Annotated in this window: 23 protein-coding genes, 1 other RNA gene and 1 riboswitch; of the genes, 16 read left to right on the top strand and 8 right to left on the bottom strand. The window is 65.9% G+C overall.

The window, feature by feature from the left end; all coding sequences use genetic code 11:
• Positions 1–111 precede the first annotated feature (111 nt).
• Positions 112–1,182 carry a hemolysin family protein gene (locus GK109_RS17335; protein WP_157241806.1) on the bottom strand — a complete coding sequence of 357 codons (1,071 nt, stop codon included), beginning with the start codon at positions 1,180–1,182 and terminating at the stop codon, positions 112–114.
• Positions 1,179–2,549 carry a hemolysin family protein gene (locus GK109_RS17330; RefSeq protein WP_157241805.1) on the bottom strand — a complete coding sequence of 457 codons (1,371 nt, stop codon included), beginning with the start codon at positions 2,547–2,549 and terminating at the stop codon, positions 1,179–1,181. Before GK109_RS17330 ends, GK109_RS17335 begins: the two co-directional genes overlap by 4 nt.
• Positions 2,550–3,097: 548 nt before the next feature.
• Here GK109_RS17330 and GK109_RS17325 point away from each other — a divergent pair.
• The 5 genes from GK109_RS17325 (at position 3,098) to GK109_RS22400 (ending at position 9,425) form a co-directional block, all read left to right on the top strand.
• A complete protein-coding gene (locus GK109_RS17325) occupies positions 3,098–6,907 on the top strand; it encodes a multifunctional oxoglutarate decarboxylase/oxoglutarate dehydrogenase thiamine pyrophosphate-binding subunit/dihydrolipoyllysine-residue succinyltransferase subunit (protein ID WP_323056562.1) in 3,810 nt (1,269 codons plus the stop codon).
• 191 nt (positions 6,908–7,098) lie between these two features.
• On the top strand, positions 7,099–7,698 hold the full coding sequence (locus GK109_RS17320) for a GDSL-type esterase/lipase family protein (protein WP_321213879.1): 600 nt from the start codon (positions 7,099–7,101) through the stop codon (positions 7,696–7,698).
• Between the two features lie 87 nt (positions 7,699–7,785).
• Positions 7,786–8,613, top strand: coding sequence for a DUF4097 family beta strand repeat-containing protein (locus GK109_RS17315; RefSeq protein ID WP_370460667.1), 828 nt, complete (start codon positions 7,786–7,788; stop codon positions 8,611–8,613).
• Positions 8,613–9,224 (top strand): PadR family transcriptional regulator, encoded by a 612-nt coding sequence (locus GK109_RS17310; RefSeq protein ID WP_157241803.1) that lies wholly within the window; start codon positions 8,613–8,615, stop codon positions 9,222–9,224. Before GK109_RS17315 ends, GK109_RS17310 begins: the two co-directional genes overlap by 1 nt.
• Before the next feature lie 126 nt (positions 9,225–9,350).
• Complete coding sequence (locus GK109_RS22400; RefSeq protein WP_369299106.1) at positions 9,351–9,425, top strand: 50S ribosomal protein bL37; 75 nt, start codon at positions 9,351–9,353, stop codon at positions 9,423–9,425.
• 95 nt (positions 9,426–9,520) lie between these two features.
• Here GK109_RS22400 and rsrA read toward each other — a convergent pair whose 3' ends face one another.
• Both rsrA and GK109_RS17300 read right to left on the bottom strand, forming a co-directional pair.
• Positions 9,521–9,781, bottom strand: a complete 261-nt coding sequence (rsrA, locus tag GK109_RS17305; RefSeq protein WP_157241802.1) for a mycothiol system anti-sigma-R factor — start codon at positions 9,779–9,781, stop codon at positions 9,521–9,523.
• Positions 9,778–10,551 carry a sigma-70 family RNA polymerase sigma factor gene (locus GK109_RS17300; RefSeq protein ID WP_157241801.1) on the bottom strand — a complete coding sequence of 258 codons (774 nt, stop codon included), beginning with the start codon at positions 10,549–10,551 and terminating at the stop codon, positions 9,778–9,780. The genes rsrA and GK109_RS17300 overlap by 4 nt, the downstream gene beginning before the upstream one ends.
• Positions 10,552–10,888: 337 nt before the next feature.
• Here GK109_RS17300 and GK109_RS17295 point away from each other — a divergent pair, with 337 nt between their 5' ends.
• The 11 genes from GK109_RS17295 to GK109_RS22240 all read left to right on the top strand — a co-directional run bounded on the left by GK109_RS17295 (position 10,889) and on the right by GK109_RS22240 (position 19,672).
• Positions 10,889–11,437, top strand: a complete 549-nt coding sequence (locus GK109_RS17295; RefSeq protein ID WP_157241800.1) for a DoxX family protein — start codon at positions 10,889–10,891, stop codon at positions 11,435–11,437.
• 6 nt (positions 11,438–11,443) lie between these two features.
• On the top strand, positions 11,444–12,832 hold the full coding sequence (gene aroA, locus GK109_RS17290) for a 3-phosphoshikimate 1-carboxyvinyltransferase (protein WP_157241799.1): 1,389 nt from the start codon (positions 11,444–11,446) through the stop codon (positions 12,830–12,832).
• Positions 12,816–13,931: a ribosome small subunit-dependent GTPase A gene (locus GK109_RS17285; protein ID WP_321213884.1), complete on the top strand. Its 1,116-nt coding sequence runs from the start codon at positions 12,816–12,818 to the stop codon at positions 13,929–13,931. Before aroA ends, GK109_RS17285 begins: the two co-directional genes overlap by 17 nt.
• 48 nt (positions 13,932–13,979) lie before the next feature.
• A complete protein-coding gene (gene hisN / locus GK109_RS17280; RefSeq protein ID WP_157241797.1) occupies positions 13,980–14,792 on the top strand; it encodes a histidinol-phosphatase in 813 nt (270 codons plus the stop codon).
• A gap of 159 nt (positions 14,793–14,951) precedes the next feature.
• Positions 14,952–15,065, top strand: a riboswitch (SAM riboswitch).
• Positions 15,066–15,100: 35 nt separating this feature from the next.
• Complete coding sequence (locus GK109_RS17275) at positions 15,101–16,543, top strand: aminotransferase class V-fold PLP-dependent enzyme (protein WP_323056565.1); 1,443 nt, start codon at positions 15,101–15,103, stop codon at positions 16,541–16,543.
• A gap of 94 nt (positions 16,544–16,637) precedes the next feature.
• On the top strand, positions 16,638–17,396 hold the full coding sequence (locus GK109_RS17270) for a class I SAM-dependent methyltransferase (protein WP_323056566.1): 759 nt from the start codon (positions 16,638–16,640) through the stop codon (positions 17,394–17,396).
• A gap of 64 nt (positions 17,397–17,460) precedes the next feature.
• Complete coding sequence (locus GK109_RS17265; RefSeq protein WP_321213887.1) at positions 17,461–18,189, top strand: metal-dependent transcriptional regulator; 729 nt, start codon at positions 17,461–17,463, stop codon at positions 18,187–18,189.
• The gene (locus GK109_RS17260) at positions 18,186–18,611 is read left to right on the top strand and encodes a CrcB family protein (protein ID WP_370460666.1); all 426 of its coding nucleotides are present in this window, start codon (positions 18,186–18,188) and stop codon (positions 18,609–18,611) included. Before GK109_RS17265 ends, GK109_RS17260 begins: the two co-directional genes overlap by 4 nt.
• Positions 18,608–19,009, top strand: coding sequence for a CrcB family protein (locus GK109_RS17255; RefSeq protein WP_370460665.1), 402 nt, complete (start codon positions 18,608–18,610; stop codon positions 19,007–19,009). Before GK109_RS17260 ends, GK109_RS17255 begins: the two co-directional genes overlap by 4 nt.
• A gap of 67 nt (positions 19,010–19,076) precedes the next feature.
• A complete protein-coding gene (locus GK109_RS17250; protein WP_157241794.1) occupies positions 19,077–19,445 on the top strand; it encodes a hypothetical protein in 369 nt (122 codons plus the stop codon).
• Positions 19,446–19,537: 92 nt separating this feature from the next.
• Entirely contained in the window at positions 19,538–19,672 is a 135-nt protein-coding gene (locus GK109_RS22240; RefSeq protein WP_255428760.1) for a hypothetical protein, read from the top strand.
• A 2-nt stretch (positions 19,673–19,674) separates the two neighbouring features.
• On the opposite strand, the gene GK109_RS17245 is transcribed toward GK109_RS22240, so the two are convergent.
• From GK109_RS17245 to GK109_RS17230, 4 genes are all read right to left on the bottom strand, one after another.
• Complete coding sequence (locus GK109_RS17245; RefSeq protein WP_157241793.1) at positions 19,675–20,658, bottom strand: S1C family serine protease; 984 nt, start codon at positions 20,656–20,658, stop codon at positions 19,675–19,677.
• Positions 20,659–20,865: 207 nt separating this feature from the next.
• Positions 20,866–21,234: a transfer-messenger RNA gene (ssrA, locus tag GK109_RS17240) on the bottom strand.
• Between the two features lie 88 nt (positions 21,235–21,322).
• Complete coding sequence (gene smpB / locus GK109_RS17235; RefSeq protein ID WP_009356865.1) at positions 21,323–21,796, bottom strand: SsrA-binding protein SmpB; 474 nt, start codon at positions 21,794–21,796, stop codon at positions 21,323–21,325.
• An 86-nt stretch (positions 21,797–21,882) separates the two neighbouring features.
• Positions 21,883–23,307, bottom strand: coding sequence for a M23 family metallopeptidase (locus tag GK109_RS17230; RefSeq protein ID WP_157241792.1), 1,425 nt, complete (start codon positions 23,305–23,307; stop codon positions 21,883–21,885).
• Positions 23,308–23,317: the final 10 nt, after the last annotated feature.

The following is a 23,317-nucleotide window of genomic DNA, read 5'->3' as shown; positions in this document are numbered from 1 at the left end:
GGTGAAAACAACCAGTCCAGCTTATACCTAAATGGGAATCATTCCTATTTAGGGCGGAAGGCCGGCAGAAAAGGCGCCTTCCCCGAACTGGCCGGGAAGGGCGCCTTCGGGTCAGCTGCCGTTCGGCTGTCCCAGCCTGCGGATGCCGGTGGCCTGCGTGGCGTCCCTGATCTCGCCCACCAGCTGCTCGATCACGTCCTCGAGGAACAGGACGCCCCGGGTGTTGCCGTCCGGGCCGATCACCCGGGCCAGGTGCGAGCCAGTGCGCTGCATGACGGACATCGCCTTTTCAATCTCGTCGTCCAGTGCCAGGTTGGCCAACGACCGGATGCGGCTTTCGGCTATCGGCAGCCCATACGCCTCCTCGGGGATGGAGAGCACGTCCTTGACGTGGAGGTAGCCGTACAGCATGTCGTCCTCGTCAAGCATGGGGAATCGGGAAAACCCGGTGCGGCTGACTGCTTTTTCGAACTCCACCGGTGTGGTGGACGCCTTCAGCATGACCAGCTTGTCCAGCGGCACCATGATGTCCGCGGCCGTGTATTCGGAGAACTCCAGCGCGCCGGTGATCAGCCCGGCGTCGTCGTCCACCAGGCCGTGGCGGGTGGACTCCTGCACGATCGACTGCACCTCCTCAAGGGTGAAGGAGGAATTCACCTCATCCTTGGGCTCAATGCGGAGGAGCTTGAGGATGTGGTTCGCGGACCAGTTCAGGACCGAGATCACGGGGTGGACCAGCCGGGCAACAAACATCAGCGGCGGGGCAAGCAGCAGCGCCGCCTTGTCTGCCACGCTTACCGAAATGTTCTTCGGCACCATCTCGCCGAACGTGACGTGCAGGAACGTCACCAGCACCAGGGCAACGGCAAAGGCCGCCACGTCGGCGATCTCCATCGGCAGGCCAAGCGTCTCCAGGGGGACGGCCAGCAGGTGGTGGATAGCAGGTTCAGCCACCAGCAGGATCAGCAGCGAACACACGGTGATGCCAAGCTGGGCACATGCCAGCATCAGCGACACGTTTTCCATGGCGCGGAGGGTGGTCTGCGCACGCTTGGACCCGGCCTCGGCCAGCGGCTCGATCTGGCTTCGCCGCGCGGACATGACCGCGAACTCAGCGGCAACGAAGAACGCATTACCAAGCAGCAGGATCCCCAGCCAGACGATTCCGGCCCAGTCGCTCATTGTTCTGTCCTGTCGTTGCGCTTGGACCTGCCGTTGCGCTTCGTCTTGTCATCGGTGGCCGCGGGCTCGGGCTCAACGGCCGGGTGGAAGCAGATCCGGTCAATCCGGCGGCCGTCCATCCTGGTGACACTCAGTGTCCCCCCGCCAACGGGAACCGTGTCCCCCACGGCGGCAATCCTGCCCAGCTTGCTCATGACGTACCCGCCCACGGTCTCATAGGCCGCTTCGTCGGGGACGGTCAGCCGCGGAATCTGCTCGGACAACTCGTCCGGGCGAAGCAGGCCCGGGAAGTACCAGTCGCCGGAGGCACTCTGCAGCAGTCCCGGGCGGACCTTGTCGTGCTCATCCGCCACCTCCCCCACGATTTCCTCGACCAGGTCCTCAAGGGTGGCGATGCCGGCAGTTCCGCCGTACTCATCCAGGACCACTGCGAGTTGCAGGTTGCCGTCCCTGAGTTCTGCCAGCAGCGCGTCAAGGTGGATGGTCTCGGGAACCCTCAGGACCTCCGTCATGATGGCCCCGGCTTCCAGGTTCGGGCGGCGGTCCCAGGGAACAGCCACCGCCTTCTTCACGTGCACCAGCCCCCGGATGTCGTCCGCGGAGTCACCGATGACCGGGAAACGGGAGTATCCGGTCCGGCGCGCGGCATCCACCACGTCCGAGACCGGCTGGTCGGCGTCGATCGTCTCCACCCGGATGCGCGGCGTCATCACGTCCGCCGCTGTCCTCGTGGAGAAGTTCAAGGTGCGCGCCACGAAGTTGGCGGTGCCGGCGTCGAGCGTTCCCATCGCCGCCGAACGGCGCACCAGGGATGCAAGTTCCGCGGGCGTCCGGGCGCCGGAGATTTCCTCCTTTGCTTCCAGTCCAAAAACGTTCAGCACCTTGTTGGAGAATCCGTTGAGCACCACGATGGCGGGCCTGAAGACGGCGGTGAACATCAGCTGCGGCCGCGCCAGGGCCCGCCCTACGGGGAAGGACAGCGCAATGGCCATGTTCTTGGGCACCAGTTCGCCCAGGAGCATGGAGAGCAGGGTGGCGATCACCATGGCCAGGACCAGGGAAATGGAGGAGGCCGCGACGCCGGCAAGTCCGACGGCGGCCAGGGGGGCCTCCAGGAGGCGGCCCAAGGAGGGCTCCATCACGTAGCCGGTCAGGAGGGTGGTCAGGGTAATGCCCAGCTGGCAGCTGGACAGCTGCGTAGACAGCGACTTCAGGCAGGTGAGCAATGGCGCGGCGGCCGTGTCGCCGTCGTCAATGGCGCGCTGGACCGTTGCCTGGTCCAAGGCGATGAGGGAGAACTCGACGGCGACAAAGAAACCCGTACCGGCGATGAGCAGCAGTCCTGCTGCGAGGAGAAGCCACTCCATTCAGCATCCCGCCCGGGAGGCGGTTGCCGACGGCGTGGCATTTAAAAGGGAAAGCCGGGGACTGGACGATCTTCCCGGCGGAGGATGGTCGGCAGAGACCGACGCTCTTTCCGCGGGGGCTACGGCCGGCCGGGCTGCCGGCGGATGATGGGCTCGTGTTCGGGGTTTGCCGGCTCTGCGGGTGGACTGCGCGGAGCTGGTCTTCATGCTCCGCTGACAGCCCCCAGGCCGGCACCTAGATTTACTGTCCATAAGGTTTTTAGTCTACAGGAGCAGCACCCCCCGCCCCGCCGCCGCCGGCCCGCCGGCAGCTCCCGCAGCCTGGTTCTTGCCACGGCAGGGCGCTGCTCGACCGTGGTGCATAACGCCACATTCAGCGATCCCGGCGTCACTTCATGATTTGAATCACCCTTATTGGCAGTTAAGACAAGATGCTCACTAGACTTGCAAAGGTCTGGGTTCAGAGGACGCAGAGATCGGTTCGAACGTGTTGCTGAGGCACCGTGGGGCCGGAGAGAAATCAAACTCATGGAAGAGGCGTATTTCAAGTGCCAGAGCAGCCTAGCCACCGTCTACCAGAGGAATTTGGCGGAAACGAGTGGCTCGTTGACGAACTGTACGAGCAGTACCAGCAGGACAAGAACGCTGTGGATGCCAAGTGGTGGCCGCTGTTTGAATCGTTCGGGTCGGGCAACAGTTCTTCTTCCAACGGACATCCGGCGCATGCCGCAGCCCACCCTGCCACCCGGGAAATGCCTGCCGTAAACCCCGCCCCCGCAGCCCCGGCACCGTCGCCGGCCGCTGCCCCCGCCGCGCCTCCGGCACCTCCTGCCGCGCCGCCGGCGTCCGCTGCAGCCCCGGCAAAGAAGGCCCCCGCCACCGAAGCCCGCGACGGCGGCAAGAAGACCGGGACCGGAACCGGCTCGCAGCCCATCCCCGCGCAGCTGCCCAAGAACGTCAAGGCCCCCACCGCCCCCGAAGAGGACGTCGTCTCCGTCCTTCGCGGACCGGCAAAGGCGATCGCCACCAACATGGTCACCAGCCTCCAGGTGCCCACCGCCACCAGCGTCCGCGCCATCCCGGCCAAACTGCTGATCGACAACCGCGTGGTCATCAACTCGAACCTCGCCCGCGCCCGCGGTGGCAAGGTTTCCTTCACGCACCTCATCGGCTATGCCGTGATCCGGGCCCTTTCCCAGTTCCCGTCGATGAACGTGTACTACGACGAAGTGGACGGCAAGCCGGTTGCGGTCCAGCCGGCCCACGTCAACTTCGGCATCGCCATCGACATGCCCAAGCCTGACGGCACCCGCCTGCTCATGGTGCCAAACATCAAGAAGGCCGAGACCCTCAACTTCTCCGAGTTCTGGCACACCTACGAGGACCTCATCAAGCGTGCCCGCAACGGCAAGCTGACCGCGGAGGACCACCAGGGCACTACGGTGTCGCTGACCAACCCCGGCGGCATTGGCACCGTCCACTCGGTGCCCCGCCTGTCAAAGGGCCAGGCCGCCATCATCGGCGTCGGCGCCCTCGACTACCCTGCGGAGTTCCAGGGTGCCAGCGAAAAGATCATCGCCCATAACGCGATCAGCAAGGTCCTCACGCTGACGTCCACTTACGACCACCGGGTAATCCAGGGTGCCGGCAGCGGCGAGTTCCTGAAGCTGGTCCACCAGCTGCTGCTGGGTGCGCAGGACTTCTACGACGAAATCTTCGAGTCCCTCCGCATCCCCTACGAGCCCGTGCGCTGGAGCGCCGACAAGCAGGTGGACCCGGCCGACGAAATCAACAAGGTGGCCCGGATCCAGCAGCTGATCCACTCCTACCGCGTCCGCGGACACCTGATGGCGGACACCGATCCGCTGGAGTACGTCCAGCGCAAGCACCCCGACCTCGACGTCCTCACCTATGGCCTGACACTTTGGGACCTGGACCGCGAATGGCCCACGGGCGGCTTCGGCGGCAAGCCCATGCTCAAGTTCCGCGACATCCTGGGTGTCCTGCGCGATGCATACTGCCGCACCACGGGCATCGAGTACATGCACATCCAGGAGCCTGCCGAGCGCAAGTGGTTCCAGGACCAGCTGGAGCACCCCTACTCGAAGCCCAGCCGCGAAGAGCAGCTGCGCATCGTTTCCAAGCTGAACGCAGCCGAGGCCTTCGAAACCTTCCTCCAGACCAAGTTCGTAGGCCAGAAGCGATTCTCCCTCGAGGGCGGCGAATCGCTGATCCCGCTGCTGGACGCCATCATGTCCAACGCGGCCGACGACGGCCTGGACGAGGTTGCCATCGGCATGGCCCACCGCGGCCGCCTCAACGTGCTCACCAACATCGCCGGCAAGACCTACGCGCAGGTCTTCCGGGAGTTCGAAGGCACCCAGGACCCGCGCTCCGTGCAGGGATCCGGCGACGTAAAGTACCACCTTGGCACCGAGGGGACGTTCACCTCGGACAACGGCAAGGAAACCAAGGTCTACCTGGCCGCCAACCCCTCCCACTTGGAAGCCGTGGACCCCGTCCTCGAAGGCATCGTCCGCGCCAAGCAGGACCGGCTGGACCAGGGTGAGTCCTTCCCGGTCCTGCCCATCATGGTCCACGGCGACGCCGCCTTCGCCGGCCAGGGCGTGGTTGCCGAAACACTCAACCTGTCCCAGCTCCGTGGCTACCGCACCGGCGGCACCATCCACGTTGTGGTCAACAACCAGGTGGGCTTCACCACGGCCCCCTCGTCATCCCGCTCGTCCACGTACTCCACGGACGTTGCCAAGATGATCCAGGCACCGGTGTTCCACGTGAACGGCGACGACCCCGAAGCCGTGGTCCGCATCGGACAGCTCGCCTACGAGTTCCGCCAGCGGTTCCACAAGGACGTTGTCATCGACATGGTCTGCTACCGCCGCCGCGGGCACAATGAGGGCGATGACCCCTCGATGACGCAGCCGCTGATGTACAACCTGATCGAGGCCAAGCGCTCAGTCCGCAAGCTGTACACCGAGTCCCTCATCGGCCGTGGCGACATCACCGAGGAAGAGGCCGAACAGCTGCTCCGCGATTACCAGGAGCGCCTGGAACGCGTCTTTGCCGAAACCCACGCGGCGCAGACCTCCCCCATCCCGATCGTGACGGCGGATACTGCCGCCGTCTCGGACATCGAGCGTCCCATCTCCCAGCAGTCGGACTCCGGCGTCAATGCCCCTGCCTCCACGGCAATCTCCGCCGAGACCCTGGCCCGGATCGGCAAGGCCCATGTGGAGGTCCCCGAGGGCTTTACCGTCCACGCCAAGCTCAAGCAGCTGCTCGAGAAGCGTGAACAGATGTCCCGTGAAGGCGGCATCGACTGGGGCTTCGGTGAAATCGCGGCCTTCGGCTCGCTGATCATGGAAGGCGTCCCCGTACGCCTTGCCGGCCAGGACTCCCGCCGCGGCACGTTCGTGCAGCGCCACGCCGTCTTCCACGACCGCGCCAACGGCAAGGAATGGCTGCCACTGGGCCATCTCTCCGACGACCAGGCGAAGCTGTGGATCTACGACTCCCTGCTCTCCGAATACGCGGCCATGGGCTTCGAATACGGCTACTCCGTTGAACGGCCTGACGCGCTGGTCCTTTGGGAAGCGCAGTTCGGCGACTTCGTCAACGGCGCGCAGACCATCATCGACGAGTTCATCTCCTCCGCTGAGCAGAAGTGGGGCCAGCGCTCCTCGCTGGTACTGATGCTGCCCCACGGCTACGAAGGCCAGGGACCGGACCATTCCTCCGCAAGGATCGAGCGGTTCCTGCAGCTGTGCGCCGAAGAGAACATGATCGTGGCCAACCCCACCACGGCCGCCTCGCACTTCCACCTGCTGCGCCGCCAGGCCTACAGCCGTCCGCGGAAGCCGCTCATCATCTTCACGCCCAAGCAGCTGCTGCGCCTCAAGGCGGCCGCATCCTCGGTGGAGGACTTCACCACCGGCAGCTTCCGCCCTGTGATCGGCGAGCACGAGCAGCTGGCGGGAGGCGCCGTCGAACGCGTGCTCCTGGTCTCCGGCCGCCTGTACTACGACCTCCTGTCCACGCGGCAAAAGACCGGTGACAAGACCACCGCGATTGTCCGCGTGGAGCAGCTCTACCCGCTGCCGCACGAGGAGATCGCAAAGGAGCTGGCCAAGTACCCGAACGCCGAGGTGGTCTGGGCCCAGGATGAGCCCGCCAACCAGGGGCCGTGGCCATTCATCGGCCTGAACCTGCCGGACGCCCTCGATCGCCGCATCCGGCTGGTCTCCCGCCCGGCCTCGGCATCCACCGCTGCAGGGTCCATGAAGCGGCACGCCGCTGAGCAGGACGTCCTCCTGAAGCAGGCATTTGCACGGAAGTAAAGCAGTAAGGCTGCCCGGCCGGACGTCGAAATCCCAGACTCCGGCCGGGCAGTTCTGTTTAATGGAGTGCACAGCGCCGATGAAACGCACGGCGCGAGATGGACAGCCCCAACGAATGCACAGGCGCCGCTCCGTGGCCGGCAGTTGAATCCACGGTTGCAGCGGCAAGGCACTGACGTAAAGAGGAACGTGTGGAAGACAGGAAGCTGCGCATTGCAGCTGTAGGAGATGAACTGCTGGCCGGACTGGGTGATCCCCGGGCGCTCGGCTGGCTGGGACGCGTCCTCGCCCGCACGCCCCGGGACAGCATGCTCCTGGAAAGCTACGCCCTCCCATGCCCGCAGGAAGGCACGGAAGGCCTGGCCGCGCGGTGGCTCGAGGAAGCCGGCCGCCGGTTCAGCGACCACGCCGAAAACAGGCTGGTCATCGGACTTTCCGGGCGTGACATCGAGTTTGGGCTCTCCACGGCGCGCAGCAGGCTCAACCTGGCCAACATCCTGGATTCGGCGTCGCAGAACCGGATCGAGGTCTTCGTCGTGGGGCCGCCCCCCACACTGGACCCGAACCGGAACAGGCGCCTGGATGAGCTGAACACGGCCTTCGCCGACGTCACAACACGGCGCAAGCACCTGTACGTTGACACCTTCTCCCCTCTCCTGAACCACGAACAGTGGCGCCAGGACCTGGCAGCCAACGGGGGAACTCCGGGGCAGGCAGGTTACGGACTGATGGCATGGCTGGTTCTTCACCGGGGCTGGTTCCAGTGGCTCGGCATGGACGTCCCGGAGTAGGCCCGATTCGCGATATATCTTGACGCTGTTTCCATGGGCGGGTAGCTTGGAAGGGTCAACACGATATATCGCCTTTTGGAGGACCCCGTGACTGATCAAGAATGGACTGTCACCAGCCCGCAGACCATCGACGTCGACGGCGTGGCGTCCCTGAAGCTGGGCATGGTCCAGGGCCGCTTCGACGTAGTCACGCACGAGGAACCCGTAGCCCGGATCGAGATCGCGGACGTCCAGGGAGACCCGGTGGCGGTATCCCTCAGCGATGGCCGGCTGGAGGTCCGCCACCAGTTGCACGGACCCCAGGGCTGGTTCAAGAACCTGATGGGGACCGTCAGCCACAACAGCGAGAATTCAGCCGTCATCAGTATTGCCGTTCCTGCCCACGTCCGCGTGGAGGCGGGAACAGTCAGCGGTGACGGGCTGGTGTCCGGCATCAAAGGGCAGACCCGCCTGAACACGGTTTCCGGCTCGGTCATGGCGGACGGTACCGAGGGTGAACTGCATATCAGCACCATCAGCGGAGAAGTCTCCGCCCGGAACCACACCGGTGTCCTCACCGCCAAGAGCGTCTCCGGCGAAGTGACCGCATCCGGGCACCTGAGCAATATCCGCGCCAACACCGTCAGCGGGGACATGAGCTTTGACCTCCTGGGCTTCACGCACGATTTCGGGGCCAACTCGGTGTCCGGAGACCTCACCATCCGCCTGCCCCATGACGTCGGCGTGGACATCGTGGCCAAGTCTGCCAGCGGTGCGGTGGTGATCGGAGACCAGCGGTACACGGTGGTCGGCGGCAAGGTGGAAACCATTGCGGGCCCGGACGGACAGCTCATGCTGGTGCGGACGAACACGGTGTCCGGCAAAACCTCCATCTTCCACGGCCCGGCGGTTGAAAATGCAGAAGCCGGCTCCTAATGGCCCCGGTATTCGCCCACGGCGCGCTTCGCCTTTACCTGCTGGCACTGCTTGAGTCAGGTCCCAAACACGGCTACGAGCTCATCAAGGAACTCAAGGAACGGTTTGGTGGCACCTACTCCCCCAGCGCCGGAACCATTTACCCGCGGCTGGGAAAACTTGAGGAGGAGGGTCTGGTGGCCACGGAATCCGCCGGGCGCCGGACAAACTACCGCATCACCGCTTCCGGACTGGCTGAGCTGAACCGGCGCCGTGACGAACTGGCCGGGGTGGAGAGCCAAATCTCCGCCTCCGTCCGGCGCCTGGCCGACAACCTCCGCGAGGACATCCGCAGCAACATGCGGGGCCTGCGCGCGGATCTTGCCGCCACGGCGGAGGCCGCGCGGGCCACCGCGCTGTCGACGGAATTCAAGGTCCCCGGCAGGTTGCCCCCGGAAAGCCAGCGCTCCCTGAAGGAAGCGGAAATGATGCTCCAGCGGTTCCGGGACGATCTCAGGGCGGAACTGCGGCTGCACGCAGGCAGGCAGCCGCTCAGCCCCCTGGCACTGGAAACAGTCAGGACCGTCCTCGAACAGGCCGGCATCTCGATCCGCAACTCGCTCAGACCCTAGGCCTGTACGCCCTTACAGCTGACAAAGCGCAGGTCACGCGGCCGTCCCTGGTTCGCGGGCAGCTACTTGATGTGCGAGACTTGAGGGCAGCTCTTTTGAGTACCAACAGTAAGAAGGAGGCCAGCTATGAGCAAGCGTGCACGCAAGCGTCGTGACCGTAAGCGTGGCGGCGCGAACCACGGGAAGCGCCCCAACACCTAGGCACATGCCAGGAAATACGGTTCAAGCGAAGGACCCCGGAAGCCACATGGCTTCCGGGGTCCTTTGCTGTTGTCAGCGGCGGCTGTGCGGCCGCCCTACGCGTCTACCGGCCGGATCGTGTGGATCCGGTCAAGAATGGCGTTCTTCAGGTTTTCCGGGGCAGCCTCGGTGCAGGAGCGCTTAACCATGTTGCGGATCACGCATTCGAGGTCGTACTGCTCCGTGCATTCCGGGCAATCATCAAGGTGGTTCTTGATTTCGGTGATGTCCTCGCGGGTCAAAGCACCGTCGAGGTACTCGTAGATCCGTTGCATCCGGGTGTCATCGCAATCGCCCAATCCCTGGCAGTCGCTCATTTCCTGCTCTCCTGTTGTGTGCTTCCTGCCGCGTCCGGTGATTCGGCGGCTGTCTTGAATCCGCGCTCTGCGGCGTACTCCCCCAGCATGTCCCGCAACATTCTCCGGCCGCGGTGGAGCCGGGACATCACCGTGCCGATGGGCGTGTTCATGATGTCTGAAATTTCCTTGTAGGCGAACCCTTCGACATCGGCGAAGTAGACCGCAAGGCGGAATTCCTCGGGAATGTCCTGGAGCGCCCTTTTCACGTCGGAATCCGGGAGGTGGTCCAGCGCTTCGGCCTCGGCGGACCGGAGACCGCTGGAGGTGTGGGACTCAGCCCTCGCCAACTGCCAGTCCTCGATGGTGTCCGAGTTGGACTGGAGCGGCTCCCGCTGCCGTTTGCGGTACAGATTGATGTACGTGTTGGTCAGGATGCGGTAGAGCCAGGCCTTGAGGTTGGTTCCGGGCTTGTACTGGTGGAACGCGGAGAAAGCCTTGGTGTAGGCCTCCTGGACGAGGTCCTCGGCATCTGACGGGTTCCGGGCCATGCGCATCGCCGCCGAATACAGCTGGTCGACATACTGCATCGCATCGCGCTCGAACCTCAGCCTGCGTTCTTCCACAGATTCAGTGGAAACATCCACCAGGTCCCCGCCCGTTTCCGCGGCAGGCCCGGCCACCGGGACAACTGCGGAATCGGCAGCCTCTGTTCCGGCGGCAAGGCTGCTCTTCGCTTCGTCATGGGAAGCTTCGTACATGGCCGAAACGGCCGGATCCAAGGTGCTCATTGCCCTCAAGTCTACTGTCAGGCTCCGCGCACGCGGCGGCCCGTACCCTGATGGTTCCGACTTAAACGTGTCCAGTGCCACCGGGCCTGCTGCTTCAATTCCGTCCAACACGCGCGCCAAGGGCCCAACTCCGCTCTGCTTGTCCGGCCGGGGACCGGCGTCTGGCGATCCGTGCCCGGCCATCTGTTCCATGGTTTCACCCATGACTTCCCTGCGGACCGGTGTTCCCGGATCCGACATCCATAACCTCCCGCGCTCGGCAAATATTCCCCAAAAGTGCAAGACTAGGACGGACTCCGCCGCATTCGACGCGGTTCGTCCACCCGGGAGGAAATCCATGTCCTTTGTCCGCACGCTCGCCCGCCCCATGCTGGCCTCCAGCTTTGTCCTTGCTGGAATGGATAAGCTCAAGAACGCTGACGACACCGCGCAGCAGCTCTCGCCGCTGCTCCGCAAGGCGGCCGCCTCGCTGCCCTTCAAAACGGACGAGAAGACCCTGGCCCGCGTCATCGGCGGAACCCAGGTTGGTGCCGGCGTGCTGTTCGGGCTGGGCAAGTTCTCCAGGCTTTCGGCCACTGTGCTCACCGTGGTTTCCCTGCTCAACACGTTCGTCGAATGGCGCAGCGCAGACATCAGCAGCAAGGAAGGCCGCGACACCCGGCGTAACCAGCTCCTCAAGAACCTGTCGTTGAGCGGGGGCGCACTGCTGGCGTCAGTGGATACTGCCGGCAAGCCGGGCCTGGCCTGGCGGGCAGAGCACCTGGCCGCGGATGCACGCAAGGGCGCGTCCCACCTCGCGGCGGATGCCAGGAAGACCACCAACAAGAAACTCCACAAAGCGGACAAAGCCGTGCGCCGCGCGGTGGAGCAGGCCACGGGGGCATAACAACGAATGACCGCAGCAGCCGCCGTCCGGGATGATTCCGGCACGCCTGTCCCCCACTGGGCCGCTCCCTTCGCGTCCCGGCCCGTCAATGCCACCGTCACGGTACCCGGTTCCAAGTCGCTGACCAACAGGTACCTGGTCCTTGCAGCCCTGGCTGACGGACCGTCGCGCCTGCGCGCACCGCTGCACTCCAGGGACTCCGCGCTGATGATCGAAGCACTTCGCCAGCTGGGGGCCACCATTACGGAGGTGCCCGGGGACGGAGCCTTCGGACCCGACCTGGAAGTTGTTCCGCTGAACCCGGACGCCGCCCCGTCCCTGGCCAGGATTGACTGCGGCCTCGCCGGCACGGTCATGCGGTTCGTCCCGCCCCTCGCGGCACTGCGCAGGGGCGCCGGCGAATTCGACGGCGACCCCCACGCCCGCAAGCGGCCGATGGGAACCATCATCGAAGCACTCAAGTCGCTGGGAGTGGCCGTTTCCTCCACGGAGGGCGGCACGCCGTCGTCATTGCCGTTTGTGGTGGATGGCACGGGTGAGGTCCGCGGCGGCCACCTGGTAATCGACGCCAGCGCCTCCTCCCAGTTCGTTTCGGCGCTGCTCCTGGTGGGGGCACGGTTCACCGAGGGGCTGCACCTGGAACACGCGGGCGAACCCGTGCCCAGCCTCGACCACATCAACATGACCGTGGCCGTCCTGCGTGGGGCCGGTGTTGCCGTGGACGACTCCGTTCCCAACCACTGGGTTGTCAGCCCGGGACCCATCCGGGCGTTTGACCAGCGGATCGAGCAGGACCTGTCCAACGCCGGGCCGTTCCTCGCAGCGGCCCTGGCCTCGCGGGGCACCGTGCGGATCCCCGGCTGGCCCGAGGAAACGCAGCAGGTGGGTGACCTCTGGCGCAGCATCCTCGCCCGGATGGGCGCGGACGTCACCCTGCACGACGGCGTCCTGACAGTCACGGGCGGACCGGCCATCAAGGGCGCGGACTTCGCCGACACCAGCGAGCTGGCCCCCACCGTAGCCGCCCTGTGTGCACTGGCGGACGGGCCGTCGCGGCTGAGCGGCATTGCCCACCTGCGGGGACACGAAACGGACCGGCTTGCCGCGCTGGTGGCCGAAATCAACCGGCTCGGCGGTGACGCTGAGGAGACCAGCGATGGCCTGGTGATCCGTCCTGCCAGGCTGCACGCCGGTGTCGTCCACAGTTACGCGGACCACCGCATGGCTACCGCCGGAGCCATCCTCGGCCTGGCCGTGGAGGGCGTCGAGGTGGAGGACATCGCCACCACCGCCAAGACCATGCCGGACTTCCCCCGGTTGTGGGCGGACATGCTTGCGCAGGACGGCACCCCCGAGGCGGGGGCGGAAGGTTCCAGCGGTGGCGCGGAGCACTGACTCCTGGGACGAATCCGACGTCCGGATTCGGCCCAGCAAAAAGGGCTCCAGGCCCCGCACAAAGGACAGGCCCAGCCACGACGACGCCGTCACCGGCCGGATCATCACGGTTGACCGGGGCCGTTACAGGGCTGTGGTGGGTGAGGACTCGGGCAACGAGCGTGTGGTTATTGCCGCCAGGGCAAGGGAACTGCGAAGGAACCCGGTGGTGGCGGGGGATTTCGTTTCACTCGTGGGTGACGTCTCCGGCGAGCCGGACACCTTGGCGCGGCTGGTGAAAATCCAGGACCGCAAGACGCTCCTGCGGCGCAGCGCCGATGACACTGATCCCGTGGAACGCGCCGTGGTGGCCAACGCGGACCAACTGGTCATTGTGGTGGCCGCTGCCAACCCCGAGCCACGGACCGGCTTCATCGACCGCGCCCTGGTGGCCGCCTACGACGCCGGTATCGAGCCGATCCTGCTGGTCACCAAGGCGGACATCAAGGATCCTGCGGAGCTGCTGGCCAACTACACCCACCTGGACTTCCCCGTGATCATCAGCCGGACGGCGGATGCGCAGGCCTCGGGCGTGGATGCCCGCTCCGACGACGGGCTCTCCGCCCGCCTGGACAGGGCCGCCGTCGCGGAGCTCCGGACCCACCTCGGCGGGAAAGTGACCGTGATGCTGGGGCATTCCGGCGTGGGCAAGTCAACCATGGTGAATGCGCTGACCGGGGCCGAACGGGCCACCGGAGGGGTGAACGCGGTGACCGGCCGGGGCAGGCACACGTCGTCGTCCGCCCTCGCCCTGCGCCTCGCGGACGCGCCGTCCGGCAGCTGGATCATCGACACCCCCGGCATCCGCTCCTTCGGCCTGGCCCACGTGGACCCGGACCGGATCCTGCGCTCCTTCCCGGACCTCTCCCCCGGCACGGATGACTGCGAGCGCGGCTGCAAGCACACAGCCACCGCCGTGGACTGTGGGCTGGACGCGTGGGTAGCGGGAGGCCATGCCGGACCCACCGGTTCAGCAAGGCTGGCCTCCCTGCGGCGGCTCCTGGGGACGGACCCCCGAATGGAAGCCCAGGAGGCCAAGGAGCTGGGCAGCGTCAACTGACGGGGCCCGGTTCCCGGCAGAACGGCGCGCAGACGGTAGTTTGGAACCATGATCCAACCCGCTTCGAGCTACAACGATGACCTGCGCCTGGCCCACGTCCTGGCCGACTCAGTGGACGACCAGACAATGAGCCGCTTCAAGGCGCTGGACCTCCACATCGAGACCAAGCCGGACCTGACGCCCGTCACCGATGCCGACAAGGCGGCCGAGGAGGCCATCCGCGGCCAGCTCTCCCGTTCCCGTCCGCGCGATGCCGTACTCGGCGAGGAGTTTGGCAGCACCGGCCATGGTGCGCGGCGGTGGATCATCGATCCCATCGACGGCACCAAGAATTTCGTCCGCGGCGTTCCGGTGTGGGCCACCCTGATCGCCCTCGTGGACGAAGGCGAGCCGGTGGTGGGCGTGGTGAGCGCCCCTGCACTGGGCAAGCGCTGGTGGGCGGCCAAGGGCATGGGCGCCTATATGGGACGTTCCCTGGCAGCCGCAACCCGCCTCCGCGTGTCCAACGTGTCCAAACTGTCCGACGCTTCCCTGTCGTATTCGAGCCTTGGCGGCTGGAAGGAGCGCGGTAACCTCAACGAATTCCTGGGCCTCACGGAGGACGTGTGGCGTACCAGGGCATTCGGGGACTTCTGGTCGTACTGCATGGTGGCGGAAGGCTCGGTGGATATCGCCTGCGAGCCCGAGCTCAACCTCTACGACATGGCCGCCCTGGTGCCCATCGTGGTTGAAGCGGGCGGCCGGTTCACATCGCTGGAAGGTGAGGACGGCCCGTTCGGCGGCAACGCACTGGCCACGAATTCCATCCTTCACTCGGAGGTGCTGCGCCGGTTGAACCCGGACCTGGACGACCTCCTCTGACCCTCCTCTTCCGAACAATCAACGGCGGGCACCTCCGAAAGGAGGCGCCCGCCGTCGTTATCTTCGGCAAAAGCGGACCTTTTCAACTGCGCGTAACAAAGGCCTTAACATTCCGGCCGGCTTTTAGCCTGCGCGGGCTATGTCCTACGCTCTTAACCAGGTCACGAGTGCCAGCGCTAAACCCCGGTTTGCTGGCCGGCAACCCTCCATTCGCGGTGGGGTGCCCCGGGTGACGACCAGGCGGGTCCGGAACGGATGCGGCAAGCGCGGATTCCCCCAGCGGAGTCCTGTTTCAAAGTGAGGTCTCTGTGACAACAGCCACCGTCTCCCCCAACGCCGCAATCCAGCCTGACGCCGCAGCACAGCCCGGACAGGACGCCCTCTTCGACCAGCGCCACGCCGCAGCCGGCCGTCCCCTGGCGGCAGTCACGGGCGCCGAAATCCAGGCTCCCCTGATCCATGGCGGGCACGTCCGGTACGCGAACCTGGACTACGGCGCGTCCGCGCCGGCGCTCTCCGTGGTGTCCGCCTACCTCAATGAAATCCTGCCGTTCTACGCGAGCGTGCACCGCGGAGCCGGCTACGCCTCCCAGATCAGCACCTCGGTCTACGAGAATGCCAGGGCCATCGTCCGGGAGTTCGTGGGCGGCCGCCCGGACGATTCCGTGATCTTCACCCGGAACACCACCGACTCCCTCAACCTGCTGGCCGGCTGCCTGCCCGTCACGAACGGCCGGGCCGACGGCGACGTCCTGTACCTCGACATTGAGCACCACGCCAACCTGCTGCCATGGCAGGGCGTCCCCCACCGCAGCATCGTGGCGGACGACACCATCGCAGGGACCATTGAGGCCGTGCGTGCCGAACTGCAGCACGGCGGGGTAAGCCTGCTCGCCGTCACCGGCGCGTCCAACGTCACGGGCGAAATCCTTCCCGTCCGCGCCCTCGCCGCACTCGCCCACGAGCACGGCGCAAGGATCGTGGTGGACGCGGCCCAGCTGGCGCCGCACCGCCGCATCGACATCACCGCTGACGACGTCGACTACATCGCCTTCTCGGGGCACAAGCTTTACGCGCCTTTTGGCGCCGGTGTGCTGGTGGGCCGGCCGGACTGGCTCGACGCCGGAACACCGCACCTTGCCGGCGGCGGCGCCGTCAAGGAGGCAAGGCTCGACGGCGTCAGCTGGGCAACGGGCCCGGCCCGCCATGAGGGCGGATCACCGAACGTGCTGGGAGCGGCCACCCTGGCCCGCGCAACGCAGGTCATCGCGGGGCTGGACCAGGACCGCTGGCACGCGCACGAATCAGCCATCCGCTCCTACCTGGTGGAGGGCCTGCAGGGAATCGACGGCGTGACCGTCCACCAGATCTTTCAGGACACCAACCCGGATACGGACACCATCGGCGTGGTCAACTTCTCGGTCGAAGGCTACGACGCCGGACTGGTGGCGGCGTACCTGTCGGCAGAGCATGGCGTGGGCCTGCGTGACGGCCGCTTCTGCGCCCACCCGCTGCTCAAGCGGCTGGGGCTGCCGTCGGGTTCCCTCCGTGCCAGTTTCGGCGTGGGATCCCGGCTTGACGATGCCGAGCGGCTCCTGGCAGGAATCCGTGACCTGCGGAGCAAGGGGCTCGGCTGGGACTACGTGGTGGACGCGGGCCGCTGGGTTCCCGCCAACGACAACCGCACCTACCCCCACTGGGCTCCCAACACTCCGGGAACGGCCGGCGCCGCCCCCTGCATCGACGACTGACCTGCGGCCCGCCTGCATGCTGCCGCTCCGCCACACCGGCGCGGGTGCGGTAAATTCGGAAGGTAGCAACGAGACCCGACGAAGGAGGCCACGCGTGGCACGGGGTGGCCCCAGGCTGGATCACGGCCGGCGGCGGGAGCTGGGCCAGAGCTTCCAGGATGGCGGCAAACACTACCAGCAGGTGCGGCCCGGGTATCCCGCTGAGACAGCACAGTGGCTGGTACCTCCGGGCGCCCGGGACGCGCTCGACGTTGGTGCCGGCACGGGCAAGTTCACTGAACTGCTGCTGGGGCTGGGGCTGTCCGTCACGGCGGTGGACCCCTCAGCCGACATGCTCGGACAGCTGGCGGAACATTATCCCGGCGCCGCGGCTGTCCTGGGCACCGCGGAGGCCACCGGCCTGCCTGACTCAGCGTTCGACGTCGTCACCGTGGCGCAGGCCTGGCACTGGTGCGATGCGCTGCGGGCAAGCACGGAACTGGCCCGCGTCCTCCGCCCCGGGGGAACGCTTGGCCTGGTGTGGAACCAGCTGGACACGTCCGTCCCCTGGGTCCACCGGCTCTCGAGGATCATGCATGCCGGGGACGTCTACAAACCCGGTTTCCGGCCGCTGGTGGGGCCTGAGTTCGAGGGCTTGGAGGACCACCTGACGCACTGGCAGGACTCCGTCACCACCACCGACCTGATGGAGCTGACAAAGTCGCGCAGCTACTACCTCCGTGCGGGTGAGGCCACCCGGGCGAAGGTACTGGCGAACCTCGACTGGTACCTGCATGAGCACCTGGGACATGCGCCGGACGAAGACCTGGAGTTGCCTTACCTCACCCTGGCCTGGCGGGCGGTGAGGGCATGAGTGCCCGCCACCGCCGGCCCCGCCAGTCCCCGCATGGCGGCGGCGAGCCGGTAGGCTTGATCCCGTGAAGACCAGCGCGCCCTCCTCCTCCATCGAGGACTACGTCAAGGTCATCTACTCATTCACCGAATGGCAGGACAAGCCCATCACGTCCTCCCAGCTGGCGCAGCGCCTTGGCGTGGCCAATTCCTCCGTATCGGAAATGGTCCGCAAGCTGAAGGACCAGGGCCTGGTGGACCACAAACCGTACAGTGCCATCAGGCTCACGGACGCCGGTCTCCGGCTTGCCCTTTCCATGGTGCGGCGCCACCGGCTGATCGAGACGTACCTCGTCCAGCAGCTGGGGTACAGCTGGGACGAGGTGCACGACGAAGCCGAACTGCTGGAGCATGCCGTCTCGGACACCTTCATAGAACGGATGGCAGCCAAGCTGGGCAACCCGCAGCGGGATCCGCACGGCGATCCGATCCCCACCGCCGATGGCAAAGTGTTCATGCCCCGCGCGCACCTCATGGGTGAACTTGATGAGGGCCATACCGGCCGGATTACCCGGATCAGCGACGACAACCCGGAACTGCTCCGCTACCTGGCCGCCGAGGAGATAGACCTCGACGCCGAAGTTGAGGTGGTGGGCCGCCGGCCCTTCGGCGGCGCCCTGGTGGTGCGGATCAGCAATTCGGGCCGCGAACGGAACTACGACCTCGCTGACGAGGTTACGTCGGCGCTGTGGGTGCACAGCGACCACCCCCACCCCGGCTGCCTCCTCGGGGACGCTGACTTGCCCAGGGTGTGAGCCGGCTGAAGACTTCCGGCGTAGGGCTGCGCGCCTGGCTTGCGGTGGCGGCCGGCGCCCTGATCGGTACCGAGCTGCGCTACGGCCTGGCTGTTGCGTTTCCTGAACTGCCCGGCGCCTTTCCCTGGACCACCCTGGGCATCAACGTGGCCGGCAGCTTTGTCCTGGCCGCCCTGACCACCATGTGGATGGCCCGGCCGCAGACTGCCTTCTGGCTGCGGGCCGGGCTGGGGCCTGGCCTGCTGGGCTCCTTCACAACATTCTCGGCCGTGGTCTTTTCCGTGGACCAACTGGCCCGGGCCGGGCAACATGGTGTGTGGTCCGCCTACCTCGCACTGTCGCTGCTCCTTGGACTTGCGGCCGCCGGCGTGGGGTGGCGGGCCGGGAAATTGGTTGGCCGGCACCCCGGGGTCCGCCGGTGATCGCGGCGGTCATGGTAGGAATATTCGGCGTGGCAGGCGCCCTTCTCCGCTTCGGCGTGGACAGCTGGTTTGCGCATCACAGTTCCATCCGCAGTACACGCGCCACAGGCAGCGCAGAGAGGCTGCACTGGCCCTGGGCCACGCTGCTGGTGAACGTGGCAGGCAGCTTCGTCATCGGAGCAGCGCACGGCTCCACCGCGGCGCTGGGGCTTGGCGCCGAGTGGCAGGCCGGCCTGGCCACGGGCCTGGCCGGAGGGCTGACCACCTTCAGTTCGTGGACCACCGCAACGGTGCGGCTGCTCAGCGAGGAACGATTCGGCGCTGCCGCAGTGAATCTTGCGGCCAACCTGGTCCTGGGTTTTGGCGCGGCAGCTGCCGGGATCGCCCTGGTGTCCTAGCGTTTGCTGCCTTGTCAGCTGTGGTGACGGCGCGCTGATTTGGCGGGCTCCCGTATCGTGGATGGTGATGATTAGCAGACGCGACGCGGCCATTGCCCTTGATGTACCCATGGAGATGGCACAGCGCCATGGCCTTCCGAAGTGGATGACCGAGGCCGAGCTGGGTGAAATCCTGGACAACCCGCCGCCTTGGCTGGTCCAGTCCCGCGCAAACCGCACCGGCAAACGCCCTGTGTGGGTCCATCTGGAATGTGCAGTCTGCGGTTACGAGGAAGCCGCCCGCCCCAAGAAATGGTGGCCGGACTTCACCTACGTGGTGTGCGGGCACCACGATCCCGAAGAGGTGCCCCGCACGCGTGAGGGGTACGTCCGCAGCGAGTTCGACGGCGTCGGGACGCGTTTTGTGGGCATCGCCGACGTACCTGTTCCGGACTGATTTCGTGTCGATCCAGGCCATTACATTCGGGGCTGAATAGGCGTAACTTACGAAGTGGGACGCAGCCCGTCCCCTGCTGTAAGGAGCACGCCATGCCGGACAAAACACCCCACCAGAACCTGGCAAAGAAGCCGGTCAAGACCATCAAGGAAAAACGCGCCGAGAAGAAGGCGAAGAACCCTGAGGGCGCCCAGGACCCGGTGGCGCACTTGAAGAAGCGCCGGTAGCCTTACTGGCCGTTTGCCTGCATCTCGTCGGGTACGGCAACGAGGTCCTCATCCCTGCCGTGCCTCAGCACCCTGATCTGCAGCGGCTTGCCGATTGCATCGGCGAACAGCAGTTTCTGCAGGCTTTCAGCGTTGCTGACGGCACGGCTTCCGGCTGTAAGGATGATGTCGCCGGCCTGTAGTCCCGCGCGTTCTGCAGGCGATCCGGCCAGCACCTCCACCACCCTGAGCCCCTCCCGCTGGCCCGTCCTGATCACCGCACTGGCGTTTAGCCGAATGGGGGTGCTGACCACTCCGAGGTAGGCCCGCCTGACCCGGCCATCTTTCAGCAGGGCTGCGATGATCCGCCGTGTCGTGGTGTTGATGGGCACGGCGAGGCCAAGCCCGGCGCCGGCCACTGCGGTGTTGATGCCCACGATCCTGCCGTGCGCGTCTGCCAGGGCGCCGCCGGAACTGCCTGGGTTGAGGGCCGCGTCGGTCTGGATGACGTCCTCGATCACCCGCCGGTTGCCGCCCGCCCAGACCGGGATGGAACGGCCCAGGCCGCTGACCACTCCGGCCGTGACTGATCCTGCCAGCCCGAGCGGATTCCCGACCGCGATGACCAGCTGGCCCACACGCAGTGTCTCAGCGTCGCCGAACCGGGCAGGGGCCACCCTAGGCGCCTTGCCGCGGACCACGGCGAGATCCGACAAAGGATCCACGCCAACCAGTTCGAGATCGGTCCGGCTGCCGTCGGCAAACGCGGCATGGCCCTTAGTGGTGCCGGCCACCACGTGCGAATTCGTCAGGAGATAGCCGTCCTCGGTAAACAGGACTGCAGAACCTGCTCCCGCGCGGAACCGGCCGGTCCGGCGGGTGCTGGTCATTTCTATGGCCGCAACGTGCGGCGTAACCGTCTCAGCCACCCGCATGACCGTCTCCGAATATGAGTCCAGCGGGCCGTCGTCGAACTCTTCCGGGCTGGGCTTGCGTGTCTGGTTCATGGGGCACCTCCTGGCTGCTCCGGCTGCCTCCGGCCCAGCCGGGGCCGCGACGCCGGATCTTATAGAGGACAACCCATGGACGGCGGCTGCTAGTCCCGGACCGGCTACGCCGTCGGTGAACAGCCGTTTCTTGAGGCCGTGCGCTTAAACACTGAAAGACCCGGACGAGGTGTCCGGGTCTTTCAGTGTGCCTTGCGGCTTTTCAAAATGTGGAGATGGGGGGAATTGAACCCCCGTCCGATGTCGTGTTGTCAGGGCTTCTCCGGGCGCAGTTTGCGTCGGATTTTCTCGGCCCCAGCCATGCTGCAAACAGCTGGCTGATCCGGGCCCAGTCATCTAAGAGTCCCGCTCACCCCGATGACGGGGGTAAGCAGCAGTGGCTATCTAAATGACGCCAGGTTCCGGGGCAATAGCAACCTCGGGCTGACGGACTGTCTTACTGCTTAGGCAGCAAGAGCGAAGTCAGTGCGCTTAGAATTGGCACTTATTGGTTTGCAGACAGCGTTTACGAGATAATTCTGCATCCTCGGCCCGCTTCACCTGTCGCGACTAACATCGTCGAAACCGATCATCCCCGTATTTTGTTATCAAACCGGCGGGCTTCCCCTCCGGACTACTTATAGTAACGCATGTTCCCGGGGATTCATTCCCGGCTGCCGGATCACTAGCGACGGCGGTTGCGTTCCCGCATCTCACGCTGCGCCTCACGGTTGTCCTGCTGCTCGCGGAGGGTCTGGCGCTTGTCGTATTCACGCTTACCGCGGGCCACGCCGATCTCCACCTTGGCCTTGCCGTCAACGAAGTACAGCTGCAGCGGCACGATGGTGTAGCCCGATTCCCGCACCTTGTGGGAAATCTTGATGAGCTCCTCACGGTGCAGCAGCAGCTTGCGGCGGCGGCGGGCGGCGTGGTTGGTCCAGCTCCCCTGGTTGTACTCGGGGATGTGGATGGCTTCCATCCACAGCTCGTCGTTGTAGAAGGTGCAGAACCCGTCCACCATGGACGCGTGGCCCTCCCGCAGCGACTTAACTTCGGTGCCCATGAGCGCGATTCCAGCCTCGTAGGTGTCCAGCACGTGGTAGTCATGCCGGGCCTTACGGTTGGTGGCCACCACTTTACGGCCACTTTCTTTAGGCAAGGGAAAGCTCCTCAGTTCGAGAATCGGATGTCCTCCGGCCCGGCCGGCGCGGAGTCATACCAGTCTACGGCAGGCTGACGGCCGCCCTACAGCAGGCGCATCGGGTCCACGGCGGCGCCGTTCAGCCAGGTCTCGAAGTGGGCGTGGCAGCCCGTGGAGTTACCTGTGTTGCCCGAGTAGGCAATCAGCTGTCCCTGCGAGACCCGCTGCCCGTTCGACACCACGATGCTGGCGTTGTGGTAGTAGATGGTGTTCAGGGTATTGCCCTCGATCAGGCCGTGGGAGATCTTGACCCGCCAGCCGCCGCCGTCAGCAGAACTCCAGCCCGAGCTGAAGACCTCTCCCGCCGCTGCCGCATAGACGGGCGTGCCGCAGGCGGCGCCGAAGTCGATGCCGGTGTGCAGGTACCCGCCCTGGCCGTAGAAGTCGATGGTGCCCGGCGGGGTTGCCCGCCAGCCGAAACCGGAGGTGATGGGAACGCTGCCGTCGAACGGGTGCCGGAGGCCAAAGGCCGACGGCGATCCTACAGAGGGCACAAAAGGCTGCACCGGGGGCGGCGGCTGGTTCCTAGCTGCCGCGGCGGCCGCGGCAGCGGCAGCGGCTTCCGCCGCCAGCCTGCGCTGCTCGGCTTCCCAGGCTTCGCGGAGTTTCCTGTCGCGTTCCTGGATTTCCGCGGCCACAGCGTTCTGGCTGGCCTGCACGCCGGCGAGCTGGGACTGGATGCCGGGCTTGGCCGCCTGGAGTTCGGCGTCTAGGCGGGTGGTGTCGGCGATCAGGCGGTCTACTTCTTCCTTCTTCGCGGCCGCTTCATCACGGGCGGCCTTCTCCCGCTCAAGGGCTGCGTCGGCCTTTGCCTTGAGGTCCTTGATCTCGGCTTCCACGGCCTGCAGGCGGGCTTCGGAGTTCACGTTGGTCGCGTTCTGCTGCGACAGCTTGTCCATGGCGGCGTTTTGGCTCCGCATGGCCTGGTCCGCCAGGTCCATGGTTTCGGTGAGGCTGCCGCCGTTGTTGGCCCCGAAGAAAAGTGACAGGTTGGACGGAACGCCGCCGGATTTGTACGCCTGGGTGGCGATCTGGCCGATCAGTTTTTTGGTGTCGGCAATCTTTTGTTTGTCCGTCTCAAGCTGCTGGGTGATCTTGGCTTTGTTCTGCTGCGCCATGTCCACACGGGCGGAGAGCGCCTCCACCTCCTTGACGGCACCGGCCACGCGCCCCTGCGCCTCGAGCAGTGCCTGCTGCGCGCCGGGCAACTGGCCCTGGTAGATCACCAGGTCGCTGGCCGCCTTGGCAATGCGCGAATCAACGAATTCCAGGGACTGCTGGACGCGGGCAGCCTCCGCTTCCAGTGCCCTCTGCCTGTCCTCGAGCTCGTCAGCGAAGGCCGGCGCCGAAGAGGAGGCCAGGCCCGCGGCTAGGACGACTGCCAGCACGCCGCTGAAAATGCTTTTGCGGTGCGCCGTGCGGCGGCTGTTGAGCCGGTGTCGCGGCGACGTTTGGTCCGTTAAGTTCATGGGCATTCCT

This window comes from Pseudarthrobacter sp. GA104, assembly GCF_009741265.1.
In the GTDB taxonomy this organism is placed as follows: Bacteria; Actinomycetota; Actinomycetes; order Actinomycetales; family Micrococcaceae; genus Arthrobacter.
Note: the sequence above shows the minus strand (reverse complement) of the source record. Positions and strands in the feature narration are given on the sequence as shown.

What these genes read in the sequence shown, in the direction of transcription:
- rsrA (WP_157241802.1), bottom strand. Translation starts at nt 9,781, where the DNA reads ATGAGCGACTGCCAGGGATTGGGCGATTGCGATGACACCCGGATGCAA.
- aroA (WP_157241799.1), top strand. Translation starts at nt 11,444, where the DNA reads ATGACCGCAGCAGCCGCCGTCCGGGATGATTCCGGCACGCCTGTCCCC.
- hisN (WP_157241797.1), top strand. Translation starts at nt 13,980, where the DNA reads ATGATCCAACCCGCTTCGAGCTACAACGATGACCTGCGCCTGGCCCAC.
- GK109_RS17245 (WP_157241793.1), bottom strand. Translation starts at nt 20,658, where the DNA reads ATGAACCAGACACGCAAGCCCAGCCCGGAAGAGTTCGACGACGGCCCG.
- GK109_RS17310 (WP_157241803.1), top strand. Translation starts at nt 8,613, where the DNA reads ATGGCCCCGGTATTCGCCCACGGCGCGCTTCGCCTTTACCTGCTGGCA.
- GK109_RS22240 (WP_255428760.1), top strand. Translation starts at nt 19,538, where the DNA reads ATGCCGGACAAAACACCCCACCAGAACCTGGCAAAGAAGCCGGTCAAG.
- GK109_RS17250 (WP_157241794.1), top strand. Translation starts at nt 19,077, where the DNA reads ATGATTAGCAGACGCGACGCGGCCATTGCCCTTGATGTACCCATGGAG.
- GK109_RS17230 (WP_157241792.1), bottom strand. Translation starts at nt 23,307, where the DNA reads ATGAACTTAACGGACCAAACGTCGCCGCGACACCGGCTCAACAGCCGC.
- GK109_RS17300 (WP_157241801.1), bottom strand. Translation starts at nt 10,551, where the DNA reads ATGAGCACCTTGGATCCGGCCGTTTCGGCCATGTACGAAGCTTCCCAT.
- GK109_RS17330 (WP_157241805.1), bottom strand. Translation starts at nt 2,549, where the DNA reads ATGGAGTGGCTTCTCCTCGCAGCAGGACTGCTGCTCATCGCCGGTACG.
- GK109_RS17335 (WP_157241806.1), bottom strand. Translation starts at nt 1,182, where the DNA reads ATGAGCGACTGGGCCGGAATCGTCTGGCTGGGGATCCTGCTGCTTGGT.
- GK109_RS17295 (WP_157241800.1), top strand. Translation starts at nt 10,889, where the DNA reads ATGTCCTTTGTCCGCACGCTCGCCCGCCCCATGCTGGCCTCCAGCTTT.